This is a genomic window from Nonomuraea sp. NPDC050663, from assembly GCF_044456985.1.
GTDB lineage: Bacteria > Actinomycetota > Actinomycetes > Streptosporangiales > Streptosporangiaceae > Nonomuraea.
On the sequence record NZ_JBITGL010000001.1, the window covers coordinates 811,666 to 831,868 of the forward strand.

General features: G+C 70.9%; 13 protein-coding genes. 8 read left to right on the plus strand and 5 right to left on the minus strand.

Going from position 1 to position 20,203, the window contains the following annotated elements:
- The first annotated feature begins 115 nt into the window (after positions 1-115).
- Positions 116-4,240, plus strand: a complete 4,125-nt coding sequence (locus ACIBH1_RS03940) for an alpha-(1->3)-arabinofuranosyltransferase family protein (RefSeq protein WP_397312043.1) — start codon at positions 116-118, stop codon at positions 4,238-4,240.
- Positions 4,240-6,084: a hypothetical protein gene (locus ACIBH1_RS03945; protein ID WP_397312044.1), complete on the plus strand. Its 1,845-nt coding sequence runs from the start codon at positions 4,240-4,242 to the stop codon at positions 6,082-6,084. Before ACIBH1_RS03940 ends, ACIBH1_RS03945 begins: the two co-directional genes overlap by 1 nt.
- Here the strand turns inward: ACIBH1_RS03945 and ACIBH1_RS03950 are convergent.
- Together ACIBH1_RS03950 and ACIBH1_RS03955 are read right to left on the minus strand one after the other, a co-directional pair.
- Positions 6,031-8,634 carry an acyltransferase family protein gene (locus ACIBH1_RS03950; RefSeq protein ID WP_397312045.1) on the minus strand — a complete coding sequence of 868 codons (2,604 nt, stop codon included), beginning with the start codon at positions 8,632-8,634 and terminating at the stop codon, positions 6,031-6,033. The two genes, ACIBH1_RS03945 and ACIBH1_RS03950, sit on opposite strands and share 54 nt — an antisense overlap.
- Entirely contained in the window at positions 8,631-9,848 is a 1,218-nt protein-coding gene (locus ACIBH1_RS03955) for an acyltransferase family protein (protein WP_397312046.1), read from the minus strand. Before ACIBH1_RS03955 ends, ACIBH1_RS03950 begins: the two co-directional genes overlap by 4 nt.
- 92 nt (positions 9,849-9,940) lie before the next feature.
- Here ACIBH1_RS03955 and ACIBH1_RS03960 point away from each other — a divergent pair, with 92 nt between their 5' ends.
- The 3 genes from ACIBH1_RS03960 (at position 9,941) to ACIBH1_RS03970 (ending at position 13,007) form a co-directional block, all read left to right on the plus strand.
- The gene (locus tag ACIBH1_RS03960) at positions 9,941-10,828 is read left to right on the plus strand and encodes a DUF3068 domain-containing protein (RefSeq protein WP_397312047.1); all 888 of its coding nucleotides are present in this window, start codon (positions 9,941-9,943) and stop codon (positions 10,826-10,828) included.
- Positions 10,829-10,958: 130 nt separating this feature from the next.
- Positions 10,959-11,876, plus strand: a complete 918-nt coding sequence (locus ACIBH1_RS03965) for a DUF3068 domain-containing protein (RefSeq protein ID WP_397312048.1) — start codon at positions 10,959-10,961, stop codon at positions 11,874-11,876.
- Positions 11,877-11,909: 33 nt separating this feature from the next.
- On the plus strand, positions 11,910-13,007 hold the full coding sequence (locus tag ACIBH1_RS03970; RefSeq protein WP_397312049.1) for an NAD(P)H-dependent flavin oxidoreductase: 1,098 nt from the start codon (positions 11,910-11,912) through the stop codon (positions 13,005-13,007).
- Positions 13,008-13,024: 17 nt separating this feature from the next.
- Here the strand turns inward: ACIBH1_RS03970 and ACIBH1_RS03975 are convergent, their stop codons facing one another.
- From ACIBH1_RS03975 to ACIBH1_RS03985, 3 genes are all read right to left on the minus strand, one after another.
- The gene (locus tag ACIBH1_RS03975; RefSeq protein ID WP_397312050.1) at positions 13,025-13,834 is read right to left on the minus strand and encodes a crotonase/enoyl-CoA hydratase family protein; all 810 of its coding nucleotides are present in this window, start codon (positions 13,832-13,834) and stop codon (positions 13,025-13,027) included.
- A gap of 25 nt (positions 13,835-13,859) precedes the next feature.
- Positions 13,860-14,486 carry a class F sortase gene (locus ACIBH1_RS03980; protein WP_397312051.1) on the minus strand — a complete coding sequence of 209 codons (627 nt, stop codon included), beginning with the start codon at positions 14,484-14,486 and terminating at the stop codon, positions 13,860-13,862.
- A 97-nt stretch (positions 14,487-14,583) separates the two neighbouring features.
- Positions 14,584-16,401: a hypothetical protein gene (locus tag ACIBH1_RS03985; RefSeq protein ID WP_397312052.1), complete on the minus strand. Its 1,818-nt coding sequence runs from the start codon at positions 16,399-16,401 to the stop codon at positions 14,584-14,586.
- A 355-nt stretch (positions 16,402-16,756) separates the two neighbouring features.
- Between ACIBH1_RS03985 and ACIBH1_RS03990 the strand changes: the two genes are divergently transcribed.
- From ACIBH1_RS03990 to ACIBH1_RS04000, 3 genes are read left to right on the plus strand one after another with little or no spacing between them, the layout of a single operon-like run.
- Positions 16,757-18,301, plus strand: a complete 1,545-nt coding sequence (locus ACIBH1_RS03990; protein WP_397312053.1) for an acyl-CoA synthetase — start codon at positions 16,757-16,759, stop codon at positions 18,299-18,301.
- The gene (locus ACIBH1_RS03995) at positions 18,285-19,187 is read left to right on the plus strand and encodes a Zn-ribbon domain-containing OB-fold protein (RefSeq protein WP_397312054.1); all 903 of its coding nucleotides are present in this window, start codon (positions 18,285-18,287) and stop codon (positions 19,185-19,187) included. Before ACIBH1_RS03990 ends, ACIBH1_RS03995 begins: the two co-directional genes overlap by 17 nt.
- A complete protein-coding gene (locus ACIBH1_RS04000; protein WP_397312055.1) occupies positions 19,187-20,203 on the plus strand; it encodes a lipid-transfer protein in 1,017 nt (338 codons plus the stop codon). The genes ACIBH1_RS03995 and ACIBH1_RS04000 overlap by 1 nt, the downstream gene beginning before the upstream one ends.

A 20,203-nucleotide genomic window follows, 5' to 3' on the forward strand; every position in this document is an offset into this window, starting at 1 on the left:
TGCGATTCAGCAGGCCCCTCGTTGTTGCCTGACCAGTAACAATTGGACGACGCGTCTGGCCTGCGACGCTGTGCCCGTTCTAGCCTCGATCCGTCCAGGTGAGGAGAGATAGGACGTGGAACCGCGCTTCAGGCATTGGCTCAGGCTCTTCGCCGGATGTGTGGGGCTCTTCTGCGTCGCCTTCTCCACCGCGCCCGAGCGGATCATCTCCGAGACCAAGCTCGACATGCCCGTCAACCCCCTCGGCTTCCTGGAACGAGCGCTGAGCCTGTGGGACGGGGCGCACTTCGGCCACCTGCAGAACCAGGCCTACGGCTACCTGTTCCCGATGGGCCCCTTCTACGCGCTGGCCGAGTGGGCGGGCCTGCCCGACTGGATGGCGCAGCGGCTGTGGATGGCCCTGGTGATGTGCGCGGCCTTCGCCGGCATGGTCTACCTGGCCAGGGCCCTGGGCATCGGCTCGCCCAACACCAGGGCGCTGGGCGCGCTGGCCTACGCCCTGGCCCCGCACGCCCAGGCGCTGATCGGGGTGAACTCCTCGGAGTTCCTGCCCAGCGCGATCGTGCCGTGGATGATGATCCCGCTGGTGCGCGGCACCCGGGAGGGGGCAAGCCCCAGGCGGGCGGCCGCGCAGTCGGCGCTGATCTTCGTGTTCTGCGGCGGCATCAACGCCGCGGCCGAGCTGGCCGTCCTGCTCATCCCGCTGCTCTACCTGCTCACCCGGCGGCCGGGACCCCGCAAACGCCGGTTGCTGGCCTGGTGGCTGGGGTGCATCGCGGCGGTGTCGTTCTGGTGGCTCGGACCGCTGGTCATCCTGGGCCGCTACATCTTCTCCTTCATGCCGTTCATCGAGAACGCCGCGACCACGACAGGCGTCACCTCCCTGACGAACACCCTGCGCGGCGCGGCCAACTGGCTCGGCTACCTGCCGGTCGACGGCGCGCCCTGGTGGCCGGCGGCCTTCGAGCACTCCACCCGGCCGTGGCTGATCCTGGCCACCGCGGCCGTGGCGGCCCTGGGCCTGACCGGGCTGATGCGGCGCAGCATGCCGGAACGCGCCTTCCTGGTGCTGCTGACGATCCTGGGCACCGCCATCATGGTCACCGGCCACGTCAGCGTGATCGCCAACCCGCTCGCGCCCGAGGTGCGCGACCTGTTCGACGGCGTGCTCTCGCCCTTCAGGAACATCCACAAGTTCGACGCCCTGGTCCGGCTGCCGATCGCGCTGGGCCTGGCCCACCTGCCGGTGCTGGCCGCGGTCCGGCTGCGGCGGCCGCTGACGCTCGCGGCGACGGCCCTGGTGGCCGTCACGATGATCCCGGTCGCCACCGTCGGACTGGCCGCCCGCGGCTCCATGCAGGAGATCCCGTCGTACTGGAAGGAGGCGGCGGCCTGGCTCAACGCCAACACCGGACGGCAGAGCGTGCTGGCCGCCCCCGGCTCCCGGTTCGGGGAGTACCTGTGGGGCCGCCCGATGGACGAGCCGATGCAACCGCTGCTGGACGTGCGCTGGGTGAGCAGGACCATCGTGCCCTGGGGCTCTCCCGGCATGACCAGGCTGCTCGACGCCATCGACGAGCGGATCGCCACCGGCCGCGGCTCATCGGGCCTGTCGCAGGTGCTCGCCCGCATCGGCGTGCGCTACGTGCTGGTCCGCAACGACCTCGACAAGTTCACCATCCAGGGCGCCTGGCCCGCCCGCGTCCACGAGGCGATCGAGGAGACCCCGGGCCTGCGCCTGGTCAGGACCTTCGGCCCGCCCATCGGCGATCCGAGCGTGGCCAGCGCCTCCAACTGGTTCAACCAGCCCTACCACGCGCTGGAGATCTGGGAGGTCGAGGACGCCGCCCCGGTGGCGGCCACGGTGCCCGCCGCCGATCCGCTCCGGGTCACCGGAGGCCCCGAGGCGCTGCTCAACCTGGCCGACCAGGGGCTGCTGCAGGAAGACCGCCCTATCCTGCTGGGCGACGAGGGCACGGCCGAGCAGATCCCCCCGGCCGACACCATCGTCACCGACACGCTGCGCCGCCGCGAGGTGGCCTTCAGCGACCTGCGCTTCGCCAGCTCCCAGACGCTGGCCAGGGACGATCCGTTCCGGCGCAAGGCGGCCCAGCACGACCTGCTCGATCCGGAATGGTCGCGGCACATGTCGATGGCCGAGCTGTCCGGCCTGGCCTCGGTGACCGCCTCCTCCTCGGCGTCCGACGTCACCTCGGTGTCGGAGGGACGCGACCCCGCCCGCATGCCGTACGCGGCCGTCGACGGCGACGTCCGCACGGCCTGGTGGTCCGACGGGTGGAAGGGCGCGGTCGGTGAGTGGCTGGAGCTGGAGTTCACGAGCCCGATCATGCTGCCGCACGTCGAGGTCACCTTCAGCCGGCTCGTCGGCCCCGCGGTGACGGAGGTCGAGATCGAGCTCGACGGCGGCCACAAGCTCAGGCACCCGGTGACGGCCGTGACCGGCTCCCAGCTGATCCCGGTGCCGCCGGTCGTCACCAAGCGCATGCGGCTCACCGTCACCAAGGTGGCCTGGCCGCCCAAGAGCCCGGTCGGCACCCGCGTCGGCATCGTCGAGCTGACCGTGCCGAAGCTGCTGACCTCCCGGTCCGTCGCGGTGCCCTCGCCGGACACGAAGGAGACCTCGCAGGCGAACGAGCTGCCGACCTACCTGCTGACCAGCGGGACGGGCTCGGCGCCCGGCTGCATGCGCGGATCGTCGATCTGGACCTGTTCCCCGAGCCTGCTGATCCGGGGCGAGGACGGCTACGGCTTCAGCCGCAGCATCACCGCCCCCGTGGGCGGCGAGCGCGCGGCCGAGGGACAGGCGGTCCTCAGCGACCCCGTCGCCGCGGCCAAGGCCACGACCTTCCCCAATGTCTTCCCGAAGGTCAGGGCCTCCTCCACGCTGGTCGACCACGGCGCCACCCTCGGCAGCGCCGCCTTCGACGGCGACTTCAAGACCATCTGGTACGCCGGAGGCCTCGACACGAAACCCTCGCTCACCTTCGAGCTGAAGCGGCGGACGAAGATCGACCAGATCCGGGTGCACTTCCCCAACCTGATGATCGATCCGGCGCCCATGCGCGTGGTGGTCTGGGCGGGCAGGCAGGTGCGCACCGGCTACCTCGACGCGGAGGGGTACTTCGACTTCAAGGAGCTGACCACCCGGCACCTGAGGGTGCAGTTCCTGCCCGCGCCCAGCCAGAAGGTGCACATCGCCGAGATGGAGATCTCCGGCGTGCGGGCGGTGGCGCCCCCTGCCGACCTGCCGATCCGCACCATCTGCGGCGCCGGGCCGGTGCTGTCGGTCAACGGCGCGCAGATCCCGACGCGGATCTCCGGCGGGACCGTCGCCGACATCCTCCAGGGCCGCCCGCTCACCTTCCGCACCTGCGAGGAGTGGAAGCTGGCGCCCGGCAAGAACCACCTGGCCTTCTCCGTCCAGGACCCCTACCGTGTCACCGCGTTGCGGGTGCACGCGCCGATCGAGCGCCCCAGGAACCCGATCGCGCGCATCGAGACGCGGGTCGAGTCGTGGAACCAGAGCGAGCGGGTGCTCGACCTGGCGGTCCAGACGCCGTCGTACCTGGTGGTCAACGAGAACTTCAACGCCGGATGGGTGGCCACGGCCAAGGGCGAGCGGCTGCGCGCCGTACGCCTCGACGGCTGGCGCCAGGCCTGGCTGGTGAACCCGGCCGACGCGGGACGGGTCGTCATCACCTACGAGCCCGAGCGGTGGTACCGGGGAGCGCTGGCCGCCGGCGGCGTGCTGGTGCTGCTGGTGGCGGCCCTCGCGGCGGCGCGCAGACGGCCGGTGAGCCTGCCGGAGTCGCCGCCCGCGCGGCTGCCCGACCGGCTGGTCCCCCTGCTCGCGGTCCTGACGGGCCTGTGGGTCGGAGGGCTGTTCGGCGTGATCGGCGTGGCCCTGAGCTACGCGCTGCTGGCCGGGCTGCGGAGCCTGCACCTGCGCCATCCCGAGATCGGCTGGGTACGCGTGTGCCTGTCGCCTGGCGTGGGCGGGGCCCTCCTGGTCCTGGCGGGCCTGGCAACCGGGCTCGGTCACCAGCTGGCCGGCGGGCAGCAGCTCGACCTGGCGGCCGCGCTGCGCGACGCCGTGAGCCAGCTGCTGTGCCTGCCGCTGCTCGGGCGCCTGGTGCTGGCCCTGCACGCCGAGCCCGTTCCGGCGCAGGAGGAGCAAGAGGAAGAGCTGACCGAGGCAGTGGCGGTGAGGAGCTTGTGATGACCATGGTCGTAGCAACGCGGATGCCCGCCCAGCGGGGACTGTCCTTCCTCGACCGGCGGATCTTCCCGGTGGCGCTGATCCTCCTGGCGGGACAGCTGGCCTTGCTCGGCTGGGTGGTCAGCCGGTCCTTCTTCAAGGAGGACGACTTCCAGCTGATGGTCCAGGTCACCGCGCCCGACGCCGGAGCGGGCCTGCTGCTGGAGCCGCACGGCGGCCGCTTCATGCCTGCGGTGATGGCGCTGGCGTGGGCGATGGCCAAGGCCGCCCCCTACAGCTGGGTGCTGGTCACCGCCGTGGTCCAGGTCCTGCAGGCCGCGGCGTCGCTGGCGTTCCTGCGGCTGCTGACGACGGCCTTCGGCAGGCGCAAGGCCGTGCTGCTGCCCTTCGCCCTCTACCTGTTCTGGCCGCTGACGCTGCCCGCGCTGGCCGCGTGGACCACGGCGCTGCAGACGGCCGTCTTCCACCTCGGCCTCGCCCTGGCGGTCACGTCATACCTGCTCCTGGTGCGCTGGGGCGGCCGGATCCACGCCGCAGGGACCGTCGGGTGGAGCGTGGTCGCCGGGCTCGCCGACGGCTCCGCGCTGCTCATCCCGGTGCTGCTGCTCGCCGTGCACGCGCTGTTCCTGGCCGAGGAGCGCGGGCGCGCCGCCCTGACGGAGGCCGTACGGGAACGACCCGCCTTCTGGGCGCTGTACGGCTCGGCGACCGCGGTCCTGGCCATCATCCACCTCGTGTGCCGTCTCCAGTCCAGGCCCCTGTCCTTCCCGGCGGTGGGCGACGCCTTCGGATTCCTGGTCCGCGTGGTGGGCGAGACGTTCGGCGCCGGCCTCGGAGGCGGGCCGCTGCGCTGGCACTTCACCCGCCCCGACCACGGCGTGGCCCTGCCGGAGCCGCCGGTCAGCCTGGCCGCCTGGATCCTCATCGTCATCGTCGTCTGGGCCTCGATCAGCACCCGCGGCCGCAGGCCCGCCGTGGGCGCCTGGATCATCCTGGCCGGGTTCGTCCTGGCCACCGCGATCCTGCCCGCGCTGCTGTGGACCGTCCCCGCCGCGGGCGTCTTCGCCGGCCAGGAGACCCGCCTGGTCGCCCACCTCACGCCGGTGGCGGCCCTCTGCCTGGCCGCGGCCTTCCTCCCGTTCGTGGGGGAGCAGGCGCCCGACGACAGGCGCCCGGCCGGTCGCACGCTGGGCATCGCCGGGGCCGCCGCGGTCGCGGTCGTCACCGTCCTGTCGTGCTGGTCGGCGTCGATGCTCGCCCGCGGCACCGACAGCGGGCCCGTGCGCGCCTACGTGGCCACCGCGGCGGCGGAGTTGGCCAAGGTGTCGTCGGCGACGCAGATCTACGACGGCTACGTGCCCAAGCAGGTCATGTTCCCCTGGTTCGGCGAGGACCGGCTCACCTCGCGGGTGCTGGCCCCACTGGCCCGCCCAGCCGTACAGGACGGCATGCGCAGTCCCAAGCCCGCGCCGTCGCCCGTCATCTTCGACGAGAGCGGCCGGTTGCGGCCGATGACGGTCGCGCCCGTGGTCGCGGTGCGCGCGCCCAAGCCGGGCTGCTACCGCTCGAACCAGGGTGTGATCGACATCCCGCTCACCGCCGACCTGCCGCCGCGGACCTACACCGCCGCCATGTCGTACATCTCCAGCCGCCCGGCGCTGGCGGTGCTCTCCTTCGGGGGCCGCCAGGTCCGGCTCAACCTGGAGAAGGGCGTGCGCCTGGTGCACCTGCAGGTGCCGGGAGGCGGGGGATCGGTGGTGCGGATCGGCTCCATCACCCAGGGCACGACGCTATGCGTCAGCGGGCTCAACCTGGGGAGCGCGGTCGCGGTTCCCGGCCGCTGACGGCTGGCTGAGGTACCTGCCCAGCTTGTGGAAGGGCTCCTCCACCGCGTGGTAGGAGGCCACCGACAGCAGGAGGGTGCCCGCCGCCGCGATGCCCAGCACCTGCCAGAAGTCGCCGCCCAGGAAGATCGTGTTGCCGATGACCAGGTAGTAGCCGTAGATCACCACGAACTGCCACAGGAAGATCCCGTAGGAGATCTTGCCCAGGTAGCGGGCGACCGGGTTGCCGAAGACCAGGTTCGCGAGCCCGCCCCGCCGCGCGGCGAAGGCCGACGGGGCGACGAGGAAGAGGCCGACCAGCGCCGACAGGATCGCCTTGCTGACGCCCTCCTGGGCCGGGACCGCGCCCAGGTGCAGGGGGCCCGTCAGCGGCGTGCTGGCGATCGCGTAGACCAGCAGGGCCATCGCCCACGACAGGGGGGCCAGCCGGGCCACCCGCGAGCAGAACCGGGCGAGCCCGCCGTCGGGCTCCAGCTCGGCCCAGGCCGACAGGACCGCCATCGCCATGCCGGGCGCGAACCAGAGCAGGTAGCGCGGCAGGAGCAGGTTGGCCTCGGGCGCGACGCCCGGCAGGTGGGCGGCGAAGACCACGCCCAGGGAGAGCGCGGCCATCAGCCCCAGGCCGGCCAGCAGGCGCCCGGCCCGCCTCGCCGTGCCGGTCGCCCGTCGCGCGGGCCAGCCCAGCAGCGCGGCGAGCAGCGGGAGCACGAGGTAGAAGGCGACCTCGACGGCGAGCGACCAGACCTGCTCGATCCCGCGCCCCTCGGCCCGCTGCCACCAGGAGTCGACGTCGTAGATCTGCAGGAGCAGCAGCCACTTGGCCCAGAACCACTGGGAGGCGTTGTGCGCGTGGTTGAAGACGGTCAGCGCGATGGCCGCCACCAGCCAGTAGGCGGGCACGATGCGGAACAGGCGGCGCAGCAGGTAGGGCCTGCTGCGCGGCGCACGCGTGCCCGCCAGGACCGCCTTGGCCCAGGGCCGGTAGAGCAGCAGGCCGGAGAGGGTGAAGAAGATGGCCACGCCGATGTCGCCGCGTGAGGCCAGCCACGCGCCCCAGCCCTCGACCAGCCCGGTCTTGGCCGCCACGTGGAAGACCAGGACCACCAGCGCGGCCAAGGCGCGGATGCCGTCGAGCGCGTTGATGTGGCCGCCGTCGGCGGGCCGGGCACGCCTGGCGCGCTTGGCGGGCCGTGGCCGCGTGACCACGGCGGGCTCGGGGGCACGCGGCGACGGCACGACAGCAGTGGCCGACGGCGCGACAGCAGGGGCGGACGGCACGACAGCAGGGGCCGGCAGGGCGACAGCAGTGGCCGACGGCACGATCGCGGGGCCCGGTGGGGTGGCCGCGGGGGCGGTGGTGCCGCCCTTCACGCGCGAGAACGGCGCCTCGAGCAGGTAGTAGGTGAGCGTGGCCAGGACCAGCGTGATCAGCCCGGCCGCGGGCAGGACGTACCAGAACCCGCCGCTGAAGTAGGGCTCGCCGGTGTACCGGTAGATCGCCTCCAGGGCCACGAACTGCCACAGGAAGATCCCGTAGGAGATCAGGCCGAGGAAGCGCATCACCGGGCCGCTCAGCCAGCGGGCGTAGCCGGTCTGACCCGGCCTGGCGCACACCACCGGCGCGATGAGCAGGAAGGTGATGCAGGTGTGCAGGACCAGCCGGACTTCCTCGTGGACGAGCGTGGTGTACGGGTCGCCGAACCGGCCGATGATCGGGGTCGACAGCAGCAGGTAGCACAGTCCTGCGGCGGTCAGGCAGAGCGAGGTGGAGGCGGCGATCGTGTCGCGCAGGCCCGCGGCGCGCCTGGCGCCTCGCGAGTGACCGTCGGCCCACACGAGCAGCAGCGCCAGCACCATGCCTACGGCGAAGAACACGGCGTGGTGGGGGAGCAGGGCGTGCACCCAGTAGATCCGCTCGGGCACGAACATGGTGATCGCGAAGACGAAGGAGACCGCTCCCATGGCGAACAGCGCCCTCATCGCGCGGGCGGCGCGCGCGTCGCGCGACCGCCCGCGGCGCGCGTACCGCTCGATGAGCCAGGCGATGAGGGGGAGCGTCACGTAGAAGGCGACCTCGACGGACAGGCTCCACATCTGGCCGAGCGCCTGCGGGCCGAGCCCGCCGTTGGGCCAGGCGGGCGTGGGGTCGTAGATCTGCCCCAGCAGGAGCATCTGGATCCACTGCGCCAGCGTGTAGCCGCCGGGTTCGGCCAGCAGGGTCATCGCGACGATCACGGTCGCCCAGTAGCCGGGCAGGATGCGCAGGCCGCGGCGGCGCAGGTAGACCCCCACGCCGGGAGCGGGCGTGCCGTCGACGATCCGCCTGGCCCACGGGCGGAACAGCAGCAGCCCCGACAGTCCGAAGAAGACCGAGACCGCCAGGTCGCCCCTGGCCAGCAGGGCGCCGGTCACCCCGCTGACGCCGATGAATCCGGTGACGCCGGCCGCGTGGTAGACGAGGATCACCAGGGCGGCCACCGCCCGCAGGCCGGTGATGGCGTCGACACGCTGCTCGAGCCGTGGGGCGGCCGTCATGGTCGTGCTCGTCATGACCGGCCCCACGCCCGCTCGATCCGCTTGCCCAGGATCCGGCCCGGCCGCTCGATCAGGTGGTAGGTCACCCACGCGGCGGCCAGGGAACCGGCCAGGACCGTCAGGAAGACCGGGAAGAACGCCTGGTCCAGATAGGGACGGCCGGTGATGTCGTAGTAGAGATAGATGCCCAGGATGTGCCAGGCGAACAGGCCGTAGGAGAGGTTGGACAGCCAGGTCATCGTCCGGTTGCCCAGGAACCGGTTGACGCGGGTCGGGCCGGGCGGCTGGAAGGCCACGGGCGCGATGATCAGCAGCGTCATGAGCGTGTAGGCCAGCAGCCGGAAGGCTCCGTGCTGGATCTCGGGCCAGCCGACCGGCACCTTGGGCCCGCCCAGTTCGGTGGCGGCCAGGCCGAAGAGCAGGGCGGCGAGCACGAAGCAGATCGCGGCGTTGCGCGCCACCTCCGCGCAGCCCCGGGCGACACGCTCGGCCATCGGCGTGCCGCTCCTGGCCCAGACCCGCACCACGCAGATGGCCATGCCCACCGCGAACCACGGGAAGTAGCGCGGCAGGATCCACTCGAGCTGCATCGTGTAGTTCGGGAAGTACACGACCAGGAGGTAGCCGAACGAGGCCAGCGAGAGCAGGCCCAGCATGACCAGCACCCTGATCGCGCGGGTGTCGGGCGAGACGCCGCCCCGGCGCGCCAGCCTCCCCAGCGCCCAGGCCAGCAGCGGCAGCAGCAGGTAGAAGCTGAGGTCGACCGCGAGGGTCCACATCTGCTGCAGCCCGATCGGCCCGAGCTGCGCGCCCGGCCACCACGGGGTCGGGTCGAAGAAGTGGATCAGCAGCAGCACGTTGACCCAGTCCCAGGCGTCCTGGATGCGCGGCAGGTTGTAGGCCACCAGGCACGTCACGGCGACCAGCCAGTAGAGCGGGAAGATGCGCAGCAGGCGCCTGGTCAGGAAGATCCTGGAGCTCGGCGGCCCGCCGCCCTCGGCGAGCAGCGACTTGGCCCAGGGCTGGTAGAGCAGCAGCCCCGAGATCGCGAAGAAGATCGCCACCCGGGCCTCGCCGCGGGCCATGAGCCAGGCCAGGGCGCCCGTGCCGTACTGCAGTCCGACGACACCCGCCACGTGGAAGACCAGCACACCCAGCGCCGCCAGCACGCGCAGCCCGTCGATGCCGTTCAGCCGCGTACTGGAACGAGTGTCAAGCTGGACCTGCATCAAGCTCCATGGGGATGCTGGGGGGAAGGTCGCATCAGGGTATCCCTAACCTAGAATCCGTTCCACTGTCGATTGCCAACAGCGGAGCGCCGATGAAATCACCGGTGGGAACGGTCCTGGTCGTGGCCGGGGCGTTCCTTGTCGCGCTGGCCACGCTGCTGCCCGACTACGTCGTGCGCTCCCTGACCGCCGCGCCCTCCACCATCGACACGACCTTCCTGCTGCGTGCGGAGAACGCGACCGTGCTCGACAGCGCCCAGGGCAGGCTGCTGCGCGGCGTCACCGTGGAGGCGGTCTCGGCTTTGCGGGGAGACCCGGGCTCGGCGTCGGGAGACGTCGTGGTCTGGAACAACGCCGTCCTGCTGCGACGCGGCGAGCACACCCTCAGCTACACCGAGCGGCGTTCCGCGTTCGACCGCTACAGCGGCGAGTCGGTGAACTGCTGCGAGGCGCACGTGGGGGACACGGCCCTGGTACGGCAGTCGGGCCTGGCCTTCAAGTGGCCGGCCTTCTCGCGGCAGCAGGCCTACCCGTTCTTCGACACGATCAGCCGCCGCGCGCTGCCCATGGTGTTCGCGGGCGTGGAGAACCTCGGCGGCCTGCGTGTCCACCGCTACACCCAGCGGGTGCCCGAGACCCGCACCGAGGTGGTTCCCGGCGGGCTGAAGGGGCGCCCCGCGCACACCTACGTCTGGGCGGAGCGGACCTACTGGGTCGAGCCGGTGACCGGCAATCCGGTGCGCATCGCGGAAAGCCGCAGGCAGGAGAACGTCTCGGACGACAGACGCGTCAGGCAGCTCAGCCTGCAGGCCGATCTCGTCTCCGTGCCGGAGGAGGTCACCTCGCGGGTGGGGCAGCTGCGCGGTCAGGTGCGCCTGGTCGAGCTGCTGAGCGACCGCCGGCTGTCGTGGGGGCTGGCGGGCGCGGGGGTGCTGGCCGCCCTCGCGGGGATCGTGCTCATGTGGAGGCGGGCGAGGTAGAACGTGCTTCGGTCACTATTTGGCATCCTGCGGGTGACGTACATCACGGACGTGGTTAACATTACCGATCAGTAGAAACTCAGTTTCAGTGCATTTCGGGCCCTCGTCGAACCCCCCAGCAGGAGGATCCATGCGCCGGATCGTCGCCATCGTACTCATCGGTCTCGGGGCCTTCTTCGTCGCGCTCGCGCCGCTGGTGAAGTTCTGGGCCGCCGACAAGATCATCTCGTCCGGGGTCAAGTCCAACCAGTTCGGGGTCAGCAACCTGGAGGCCAAGGGGGCGCAGTACTTCTCCCGGCAGGACCTCAAGGTCCTGACCGCCGACCTCGACATCATCGTCACCACGCGCGGCGACGTGAAGGACGCCAACGCCGACCGCGTCGTCTGGGACGAGGCCACGGTCGTCAACGACCGCACCAACAACCGCCGCGTCATCGACCTGTCCGAGCGGCGCAGCGCCTTCGAGCGCGCCAGCGGCGTGGGCATCAACTGCTGCGGCGTCAACGTGCAGAAGGAGCCGGTCCAGATCGAGGGGCAGATCTACAAGTTCCCCTTCGGCGTGGAGAAGAAGACCTACAAGGTCTTCAACAGCACCGTGCGCAAGGCCTATGACGCCACGTTCGTCAAGGAGGACGTGGTCAACGGACTGCCGGTCTACGTCTTCGAGCAGACCGTGCCCGCGACCAAGACCCAGACGCTCACCGCCCCCGCCAACGTCTTCGGCATGACCCAGACCGGCGACGTGCAGCTCGACCGCTGGTACGAGGGCAAGAACACCTACTGGATCGAGCCGGTCACCGGTTCCCCGGTCAAGCAGGAGCAGCAGCGCAACGAGGTGCTCAAGAGCTCCGACGGCGTCGAGCGCTCCAAGGCCTTCGTGGCGACCGCGGTGATGACCCCCGACACGATCAAGGGCCTGGTCGACAGCGCGTCCAGCGGCAAGAGCCAGATCAACCTGATCACCAACACTCTGCCGCTGACCCTGCTCGTGGTGGGCGTGGTGCTGTTGATCGGCGGGATCCTGATCGGCCGCCGCAAGACGAACTAGAACCTGTTTCACTTCAGTTGTATCGTCTGGGGCATGCGGACCCGTGTCACAGACATGCTGGGAATCGAGTTACCGATCTTCGCATTCAGTCACTGCCGCGACGTCGTCGCGGCAGTGAGCCGCGCCGGGGGCATGGGTGTCCTCGGCGCTCTCTACTTCACCCCCGAAGAGCTCGAGATGGAGCTCAAATGGATCGACGACCACGTCGACGGCAAGCCCTACGGCGTCGACGTGGTCATGCCCGCCTCCTACGCGGGCGCGGACTTCGCCCCTGAGGAGCTCGTCGGGCGACTGCAGGGCATGATCCCCGAAGGGCACCGGAAGTTCGTCGACGACCTGCTGGCCGCGCACGACGTGCCCGAGTCGAGCGGCGAGGCGGGCAAGGTGCTGCTCGGCTGGACAGACGCCACCGCCAGGCCCCAGGTCGAGGTGGCTCTACGGCACCCGATCGCGTTGCTGGCCAACGCGCTCGGCCCGCCTCCCGCCGACGTCGTCGAGCTGGCCCACCAGCACGGCGTCAAGGTCGCCGCCCTGGCCTCGACTCCCCGCCACGCGATCAAGCAGGTGGAGGTGGGCGTCGACATCGTCGTCGCGCAGGGCACCGAGGCCGGAGGGCACACCGGGGAGATCACCACCATGGTGCTCATCCCGCAGGTCGTGGACGCGGTCGACGTGCCGGTGCTGGCGGCGGGCGGGATCGGCGACGGCCGCCAGATGGCCGCGGGCATGGCGCTGGGCGCCGAGGGCGTGTGGACCGGCTCGATCTGGCTCACCGTCGAGGAGGCCGACACCCCGGCCATGGCCAGGCAGCGCATCCTGGCGGCGACCTCGCGCGACACCGTGCGCTCGCGGTCCTGGACGGGCAAGCCGGCGCGCCTGCTCAAGAACGAGTGGACAGAAGCCTGGGAGTCGGAGGAGTCCCCGGGGACGTTGCCGATGCCGCTGCAGTTCATGCTCGTCTCCGACGCGCTGCGGCGCATCGGGCGCTCGGACGCCTCCGAGCTGGCGACGTTCCCCGCCGGCCAGATCATCGGGACCATGAACCAGGTCAAATCGGCGAAGGACGTCGTGTTCGACCTGGTGTCCGGCTACATCGAGGCGGTGGAGCGGCTCGGCGGCCTGGAGAAGTGACCCCAGGAGAAGCGGCCTCAGCGGCCCTCGTAGGTCGCGGGCCGCTTCTCCTTGAAGGCCCGTGATCCCTCCTTGGCGTCCTCGGAGCCGATCACGGGCCAGCCGTACTCGTCGGAGACCTTCAGCGCCTCCGGCTCCGCCATGCCCAGGGTGTCGCGGTAGGTGCGCAGGATCGCCTGTACGGCAAGCGGCCCGGAGGAGGCGATGTCGTCGGCGATCTCCCGCGCGTTCCGCAGCGCCTGGCCGTCGGGGACCACCCGGTTGACCAGCCCCATCTGCAGCGCCTCGGCCGCGGTGATCGAGCGGCCGGTGAGCAGCAGGTCCATGGCGTGGCAGTACGGGATCTGCCGGGGCAGCCTGATGGCCGCGCCGCCCATCGGGAACAGCGCCCGCTTGGCCTCGAACAGCCCGAGCGTCGCCGACTCCGCCACGACCCGCAGGTCGGTGCCGATCAGCAGCTCGGTGCCGCCGGCCACGGCGTAGCCCTCGACGGCGCAGACGATGGGCTTGGTGGGCAGTTCCAGGCGCAGCAGGCCCTTCCAGTGGTAGTCCTGGATCCTGGCCGCCCGCTCCTGGACGTCGGGGTCGGTGGAGGGCGTGCCCATGGCCTTCAGGTCGGCGCCCGCGCAGAAGGTGCCCTCGGCGCCGGTCAGGATGGCCACCCGGACGCCGGGCTCCTCGGAGACGTAGGCCCAGGCCGAGGCCAGTCCGACCAGCATGTCGGAGGAGAGCGCGTTGCGCGCCTCCGGGCGGTTCATGGTCACGGTGACGACATGGCCGTCGCGCTCGATGCGGCAGTGAGGGGTGCTGATCGGCAGGAGATCCATGCGTCCCAGACTAACCAAGCAATCGCTAGCTCACCAGGTGCGCGTAGACGATGATGTTGTCCTCGTAGTGTCCCGTCGCCTGGTCGAACGCGCCACCGCAGGTGATCAGCCGCAGCTCGGCCGCGTCCGTCTTGCCGTACACCTTGTCGGTCGGGAACGCGTCCTTGTCGACCTGCTCCAGGGCGTCGACCACGAACCTGGCGGTCGTGCCGTCCTGCCGCCCGACGGTGATCTCGGCGCCGGGCTTCAGGTCGCGCACCTTGGAGAAGACGGCCGGCTTGCCGTACGCGTCGACATGGCCCACCAGGACGGCCCCGCCGGCCTCGCCGGGCGTGGGGCGGTGCTTGTACCAGCCGACCAGGTCGGGCTTGGTCAGCGGCGGCACCTCGATCGTCTGGTCGGCGTTGAGGCCGACCGGGTCGATCACCGCGTCCTTCACGCCGATGTCCGGGATGGCCATCGACACCGGCTCCGACTCCGGCAGCTCGGCGACCTCCTCGGCGAACATGCCCACCGGCTCCGGCGCCTGCGTGGTGGCCGCCGCCACCGGGCGCGGCTCCGCGGCCCGCGCCGGCAACGGCTCACCCTTGATCGCCCCCGCGACCATCAGGCAGCCGCAGAACACCAGGATCGCCGCCAAGGTCTGGATCATCGTGCGCTTCAAGCTCTTTCCCCCTGTTCGGTGCTGGATAGCAGAGTGCCGCCGCGGCCCCCGAGCGGGGCCGAGGCGGCGGACTCTCCTGTCGGCTCTAGGCCTGCTCGGCCTTACGGCGGCCCCACACGGCCGAACCGGCGCCACCGGCGATCAGCAGACCGCCCAGCGCCACCCCGGCCAGGTTGTTCTGCGCCAGACCGCCGCCGGTCGCCGCACCGCCCTTGGGGGTGAGGTCGTCCGACTGCGCGACCACGCGGGTCTTGACCGTCAGCTTCTCGGCGTCGGAGGCGCCGTTCACGTAGGCCTTGAACCAGTAGCCGCCGGCCTTGACGTAGGACGGCACGTGGAAACGCTTGGCGGCCACGCCGAACCTGTTCACGGAGACCTTGAAGGCCTTGCCGTTCGGGTCGACGATGACGACCTTGGTGCCGGGAGCCACGTGCTTGGTCGCGACGAAGGCGGTGAACTTGCCGCCCGCGACGACCGTGCTCGGGTTGAGCACGAGGTTGACCTGGGCCTTCGGCGCGGGCTTCACCACGGTGAGGGTGGCGGAGTCACGCTTGCCCGCGACCTCGGCGGTCACGGTGTAGCGGCCGGGCTTGGTGCCCTTGGGCGCGGTCAGCTTCACGCGGGCCGAGCCGTACGCGTCGGTCTTGGCGTAGTGACGCTTGCCGCCGGGGTCGGTGAAGGTGACCAGGCTGCCGGGCTTGACGTTCTTGGTCGTCACGCCCGCGTGGTAGCTCTGGCCGGCGACCACGGCGCGCGGCTCGAGGCCGAGGTCCACGCTCGGCGCGGCCTGCTCGCCCTTGATGGTGACCGAGGTCCTGGCGCGGCCGACCTCGGCGCCCGCGGCGTCCTTGAAGACGACGAACACCGGGTAGGTGCCGGGCTTGGCCTCGGGGTTGGTGGGAACCTGGCCGGACCTGGTGGTGCCGAGCGTCATGTTCTCGGTGATCTTCGCCCAGAACGCCGGCGACTCGATGTAGGCGTCGGCGGCCTTGCCGGTCACCGTGTAGGTGACCTTCTCGCCTGCCTTGACGGCTGCGGGGGAGACTGAGATGCCGAAGGCGACGGGCTTGTCGGCCTCGACCGTGATGCTGCCCTCGGCCTTGCCCCAGCGGCCGAAGTCGGCGCGGACCGCGCTGTTGCCCGGCTTGGCGTCCTTGGCGATGACGGCGGTGAAGGTGGCGCGGCCGACGCCCTCGCCGGCGTCCTTCAGCGGCACGGTGTAGGTGCGCTCGAAGGCGTCGCCGCTGACGATGGCCTCACCGGCGCGCAGGTCGCCGACGACGTCGACGGTGACCGACTCGCCCGGGGCCACGACGTGCTTCATGCCGATGCGCGGCTCGATGGCGGCCACTTCGGTGACCTTGAGGCCGGCGCTGTCGGACCTGCCGCCCGCCGTGACGGTGACGGTGAAGGTGCCGCTGTCGGCCTTGGCGGGGACGGTGAAGGTGATCTCACCGAAGCCGCGGTCGAGCTTGACGGTCCTGGAGCCGAACAGGTCGGAGCTGAAGGTGGCGGAGTCGATCCGGTGCGAGGTGTGCACGCGGGCGGTGACCTGCTCGCCGGCCTTGGCCTCGTAGGTGCTCAGCCCGAGCTTGACGCTGTGGTGACCGTTCTCGGCCCCCGGGGTCTCGGCCGGCGGGGTCGGACGTTCGGTCGGACGCTCGGTCGGACGCGCGTCGGGCTTGCCGGCCGGCTTCTCGGCGGGCTTGTCCGCGGGCTTCTCGGCAGGCTTGCCCGACGGCTGCTCCGTCGGCTGCCCGGCGGGCTGCTCGGCCGGGGCAGGGGACTGCTGCTCGACGGCCGCGACCAGGTCGGCGGGGAGCTCGTCGGCCATCGCGGGGGCGGCGGTCAGGACCGCGAGGCCCAGGGCGCCGGCCACGGCGAGTGACTTGTTGAAACGCATCTTCTTCCAATCGGCGAAGGAAGGCGCGGGGTTCGGGAGACCCCCGATCTCGGGAAACACGCCACCTTCGCGCTGGACATCATGTCGTACAAAGACATCGTAAAGCGGACAAAAACGACAGCCCTTGGGATCCTTTGCACTTTCATTACCAAACCGCAACGAAACGGACTAATGGTGCGAGAGTGGACTATGAGGTGATCATCCCAAGCGCTTGCTAGGTAAGGCCCGCCGGGGTTAGTCTGCGGCCACCGAACGAGAACGTGTTCTCATTCGGTCGTTCGGAGCCTTGCCGTCCCGCCCGGAACGTGATTCGCTCCGATCGCCGTCCCGAGGGGAAGACCGCGAGGGAGTTCCGATGGGCACGCTCGGCTTCTGGAGATTGGCGCAGGCGGATCCCGAGTGGGTCGCCGCCGTGGATCCCGATGGCACGGAACACCGTGCAGGGGATCTGCTCGCGCGGGCCAATCGGATGGTGCACGGCTTACGCGAGCTGGGGCTGCAACCCGGCGACGGTTTATGCGGCCTGGTCCCGAACGGCGTCGACGGGCTGGTGCTCTATCTCGCCGCCCTGCAGGCCGGCTGGTACTACACCCCGATCAACTGGCACCTGACCGGCCCCGAGATCGGCTACATCGTGGCCGACAGCGAGGCCAAGGCGTTCTTCGTGCACCCGAGGTTCGCCGAGGAGGGCGGGCGGGCCGCCGAGGCGATCGACGCCTCGCGCCGCTTCGCCTTCGGCGAGATCCCCGGGTTCAGGCCCGTCGGCGAGCTGGTCGACGCCATGCCCGACACGCTGCCTGACGACCGTACGGCAGGCGCCACGATGCACTACACCTCGGGCACCACCGGCAAGCCGAAGGGCGTGCGGCGCAGGCTCAGCGGCCTGGACCCCGACGACGGCGCCGAGTTGATGACCTTCCTGCTGTCGCTGTTCGGCATGACCCCGGGCAAGCCCAACGCCCACCTGGTCACCTCGCCGAACTACCACACCGCCGTCACCCAGTTCGGCGGCACGGCCCTGCACATGGGCCACACGCTCGTCTACATGGACAAGTGGGAGGCCGAGGAGACGCTGCGCCTGTGCGAGCGCCACCGGGTCACCAACTCCCACCTCGTGCCGACGCACTTCAAGCGCCTCCTGGCCCTGCCCGACGAGGTGAAGGGCGCCTACGACCTCTCGTCGCTGCGCTGGATGATCCACGCCGCCGCGCCCTGCCCGGTGCCGGTCAAGCAGGCGATGCTCGAGTGGTGGGGCGACTGCGTGTACGAGTACTACGCGGCCACCGAGGGCGGCGGCACGATCGCCACCCCCGAGGACTGGAAGGCGCACCCGGGCACCGTCGGCAAGGCCTGGCCGATCAGCGAGCTGCTCATCGTCGACGACGAGCTGAAACCCGTTCCAACCGGCACCCCCGGCACGATCTACATGAAGATGATGGGCGTCTCCTTCGAGTACAAGGGCGACCGGGCCAAGACCGAGGCGGGCCGCCTCGACGACTACTTCACCGTCGGCGACATCGGCTACCTCGACGACGACGGCTTCCTTTTCCTGTGCGACCGCAAGGCCGACATGATCATCTCGGGCGGGACCAACATCTACCCCGCCGAGATCGAGAACGAGATCATGATCCACCCCAAGGTCGCCGACGTCGCCGTGTTCGGCGTCCCCGACGAGGAGTGGGGCGAGCAGATCAAGGCCGTCATCGAGGCCGCCCCGGGCGCCGCCCCCGGCCCCGAGCTCGCGCAGGAGATCCTCGCCTCGCTGGAGGGCCGCCTGGCCAGGATGAAGTGGCCCAAGACCGTCGACTTCATCGCCGAGATGCCTCGCGAGCCCAACGGCAAGCTGCTCAAACGCAAGTTGCGCGATCCCTACTGGGAGGGACATGGCCGTGCCATCTGAGGACCTCGTCGCCGATCACGTGCTGGAGTTCCCCGGCGGTTACACCCGCACCACCGGGCCGGTGATCGGCCGCTTCCTCACCGAGTTACGCGACGGCCGGATCGTCGGCGTGCGCACCCAGGAGGGACGGGTGCTGGTGCCGCCGCTGGAGTACGACCCCGGCACCGGCGACCCGGTCACCGGCGAGTGGGTCGAGGTCGGGCCGTCCGGCACGCTGGCCGCCTGGTCCTGGGTGCACACCCCGCTGCCCCAGCACCCGCTCGACCGGCCCTTCGCCTGGGCGCTGATCGAGCTCGACGGCGCGGACACCTGCCTGGTCCACGCCGTCGACGCGGGCGACCCCAAGACGCTGAGGCCGGGCACCAGGGTCAGGCCACGCTGGAGCGCGGAACGCACCGGGTCGATCACCGACATCGCCTGCTTCGTGCCCGAGGTGACGCGCATCGTCTCGCCGGTGCGCGTGCCGTACAAGATCAGGGCCGGTGCCTCGCTCAGCCGCTTCTTGGAGGGCATACGCGCCGGCACCTTCCTCGGCAGCCGCTGCTCCACCTGCGACAAGGTCTACGTGCCCTACCGGTCGTCGTGCCCGGAGTGCGGCAACGCCATCAGCGGCGAGGTCACCCTGCCCGACACCGGCACGGTCACCACGTTCGCGATCAACAACCTGCCCGATCCCCGCGCGCCCCAGGTGCCGTTCGTCTCGGCGTACATCCTCATCGACGGCGCCGACGTGCCGATGATCGCCCTGCTCGGCGACGTCCCGGCCCACGAGGTACGGCAGGGCATGCGCGTGCGCGCGGTCTGGGTCCCCGAGGAGGAGCGTACGGCGGGCATGGGCAACATCAAGTGGTTCGCGCCCACGGGCGAACAGGACGTGGAGCTCTGATGCGGGACGTAGCGATCGTCGCCTTCGCCCAGACCCGGCACACCGCCACCGACTCCGGTCTGTCCGAGCCCGAGCTCATGCTGCCGGTGCTGGAGGAGATCCGCTCCCAGACCGGGATGCGGCGCTTCGGCTTCACCTGCTCGGGCTCCTGCGACTACCTGGCGGGCGCCCCGTTCTCCTTCGTCTCCGCGCTCGACGCCGTCGGCGCCTGGCCGCCCATCGCCGAGTCGCACGTCGAGATGGACGGCGCCTGGGCCCTCTACGAGGCCTGGGTCAGGCTCCAGCACGGCGACGTGGACACCGCCCTCGTCTACGGCTTCGGCAAGTCGTCGCTGGGCGACCTGCGCTCGATCATGACCCTCCAGCTCGACCCGTACTACCTCTATCCGCTCGGACTCGACCAGTTGTCGTACGCCGCCCTGCAGGCCTCGGCCCTGGGCGCGTCGCGGGCCGACCTCGACGCGGTGGCGCGGCGCAGCCGCGAGGCAGGCGCCGCCAACCCCAACGCGCTCGAACTGCCCGCCGAACCCGGCGATCCCGTGGTGGACCCGCTGCTGACCTGGGACATCGCGCCGATCACCGACGGCGCGGCGGCGGTCGTCCTGGCCGCCGGCGACGCCATCGCCGACCTGGCCTCCCGTCCCGCCTACATCACCGGCATCGCGCATCGCATAGAGCCCCACTACCTGGGTATGCGGGACCTGGCCCGGTCGGCCTCCGCCTCCGATGCCGCACGTGCGGCGGGGGTCGGCAAGGGTCACGTCGACGTGGCCGAGCTCCACGCCTGCTTCAGCCACGAGGAGCTCATCCTCCGCGAGGCCCTCGGCCTGCCCGATTCCACGCTCGTGAACCCGTCCGGGGGAGCGCTGTGCGCCAACCCCGTGATGGCCACCGGGCTCATCCGCATCGGCGAGGCCGCGCGCCGCGTCATGGACGGCACCGCCTCCCGCGCGGTCGGTCACGCCGCGAGCGGGCCGTGCCTCCAGCACAACCTCGTCACCGTCCTGGAGGGGTGA

Excerpts from the sequence above, each read along its gene's own strand:
- ACIBH1_RS03965 (WP_397312048.1), top strand. The coding sequence starts at position 10,959 with ATGCGCCGGATCGTCGCCATCGTACTCATCGGTCTCGGGGCCTTCTTC.
- ACIBH1_RS04000 (WP_397312055.1), top strand. The coding sequence starts at position 19,187 with ATGCGGGACGTAGCGATCGTCGCCTTCGCCCAGACCCGGCACACCGCC.
- ACIBH1_RS03980 (WP_397312051.1), bottom strand. The coding sequence starts at position 14,486 with ATGATCCAGACCTTGGCGGCGATCCTGGTGTTCTGCGGCTGCCTGATG.
- ACIBH1_RS03945 (WP_397312044.1), top strand. The coding sequence starts at position 4,240 with ATGACCATGGTCGTAGCAACGCGGATGCCCGCCCAGCGGGGACTGTCC.
- ACIBH1_RS03950 (WP_397312045.1), bottom strand. The coding sequence starts at position 8,634 with ATGACGAGCACGACCATGACGGCCGCCCCACGGCTCGAGCAGCGTGTC.
- ACIBH1_RS03970 (WP_397312049.1), top strand. The coding sequence starts at position 11,910 with ATGCGGACCCGTGTCACAGACATGCTGGGAATCGAGTTACCGATCTTC.
- ACIBH1_RS03960 (WP_397312047.1), top strand. The coding sequence starts at position 9,941 with ATGAAATCACCGGTGGGAACGGTCCTGGTCGTGGCCGGGGCGTTCCTT.
- ACIBH1_RS03955 (WP_397312046.1), bottom strand. The coding sequence starts at position 9,848 with ATGCAGGTCCAGCTTGACACTCGTTCCAGTACGCGGCTGAACGGCATC.
- ACIBH1_RS03975 (WP_397312050.1), bottom strand. The coding sequence starts at position 13,834 with ATGGATCTCCTGCCGATCAGCACCCCTCACTGCCGCATCGAGCGCGAC.
- ACIBH1_RS03990 (WP_397312053.1), top strand. The coding sequence starts at position 16,757 with ATGGGCACGCTCGGCTTCTGGAGATTGGCGCAGGCGGATCCCGAGTGG.
- ACIBH1_RS03995 (WP_397312054.1), top strand. The coding sequence starts at position 18,285 with ATGGCCGTGCCATCTGAGGACCTCGTCGCCGATCACGTGCTGGAGTTC.
- ACIBH1_RS03985 (WP_397312052.1), bottom strand. The coding sequence starts at position 16,401 with ATGCGTTTCAACAAGTCACTCGCCGTGGCCGGCGCCCTGGGCCTCGCG.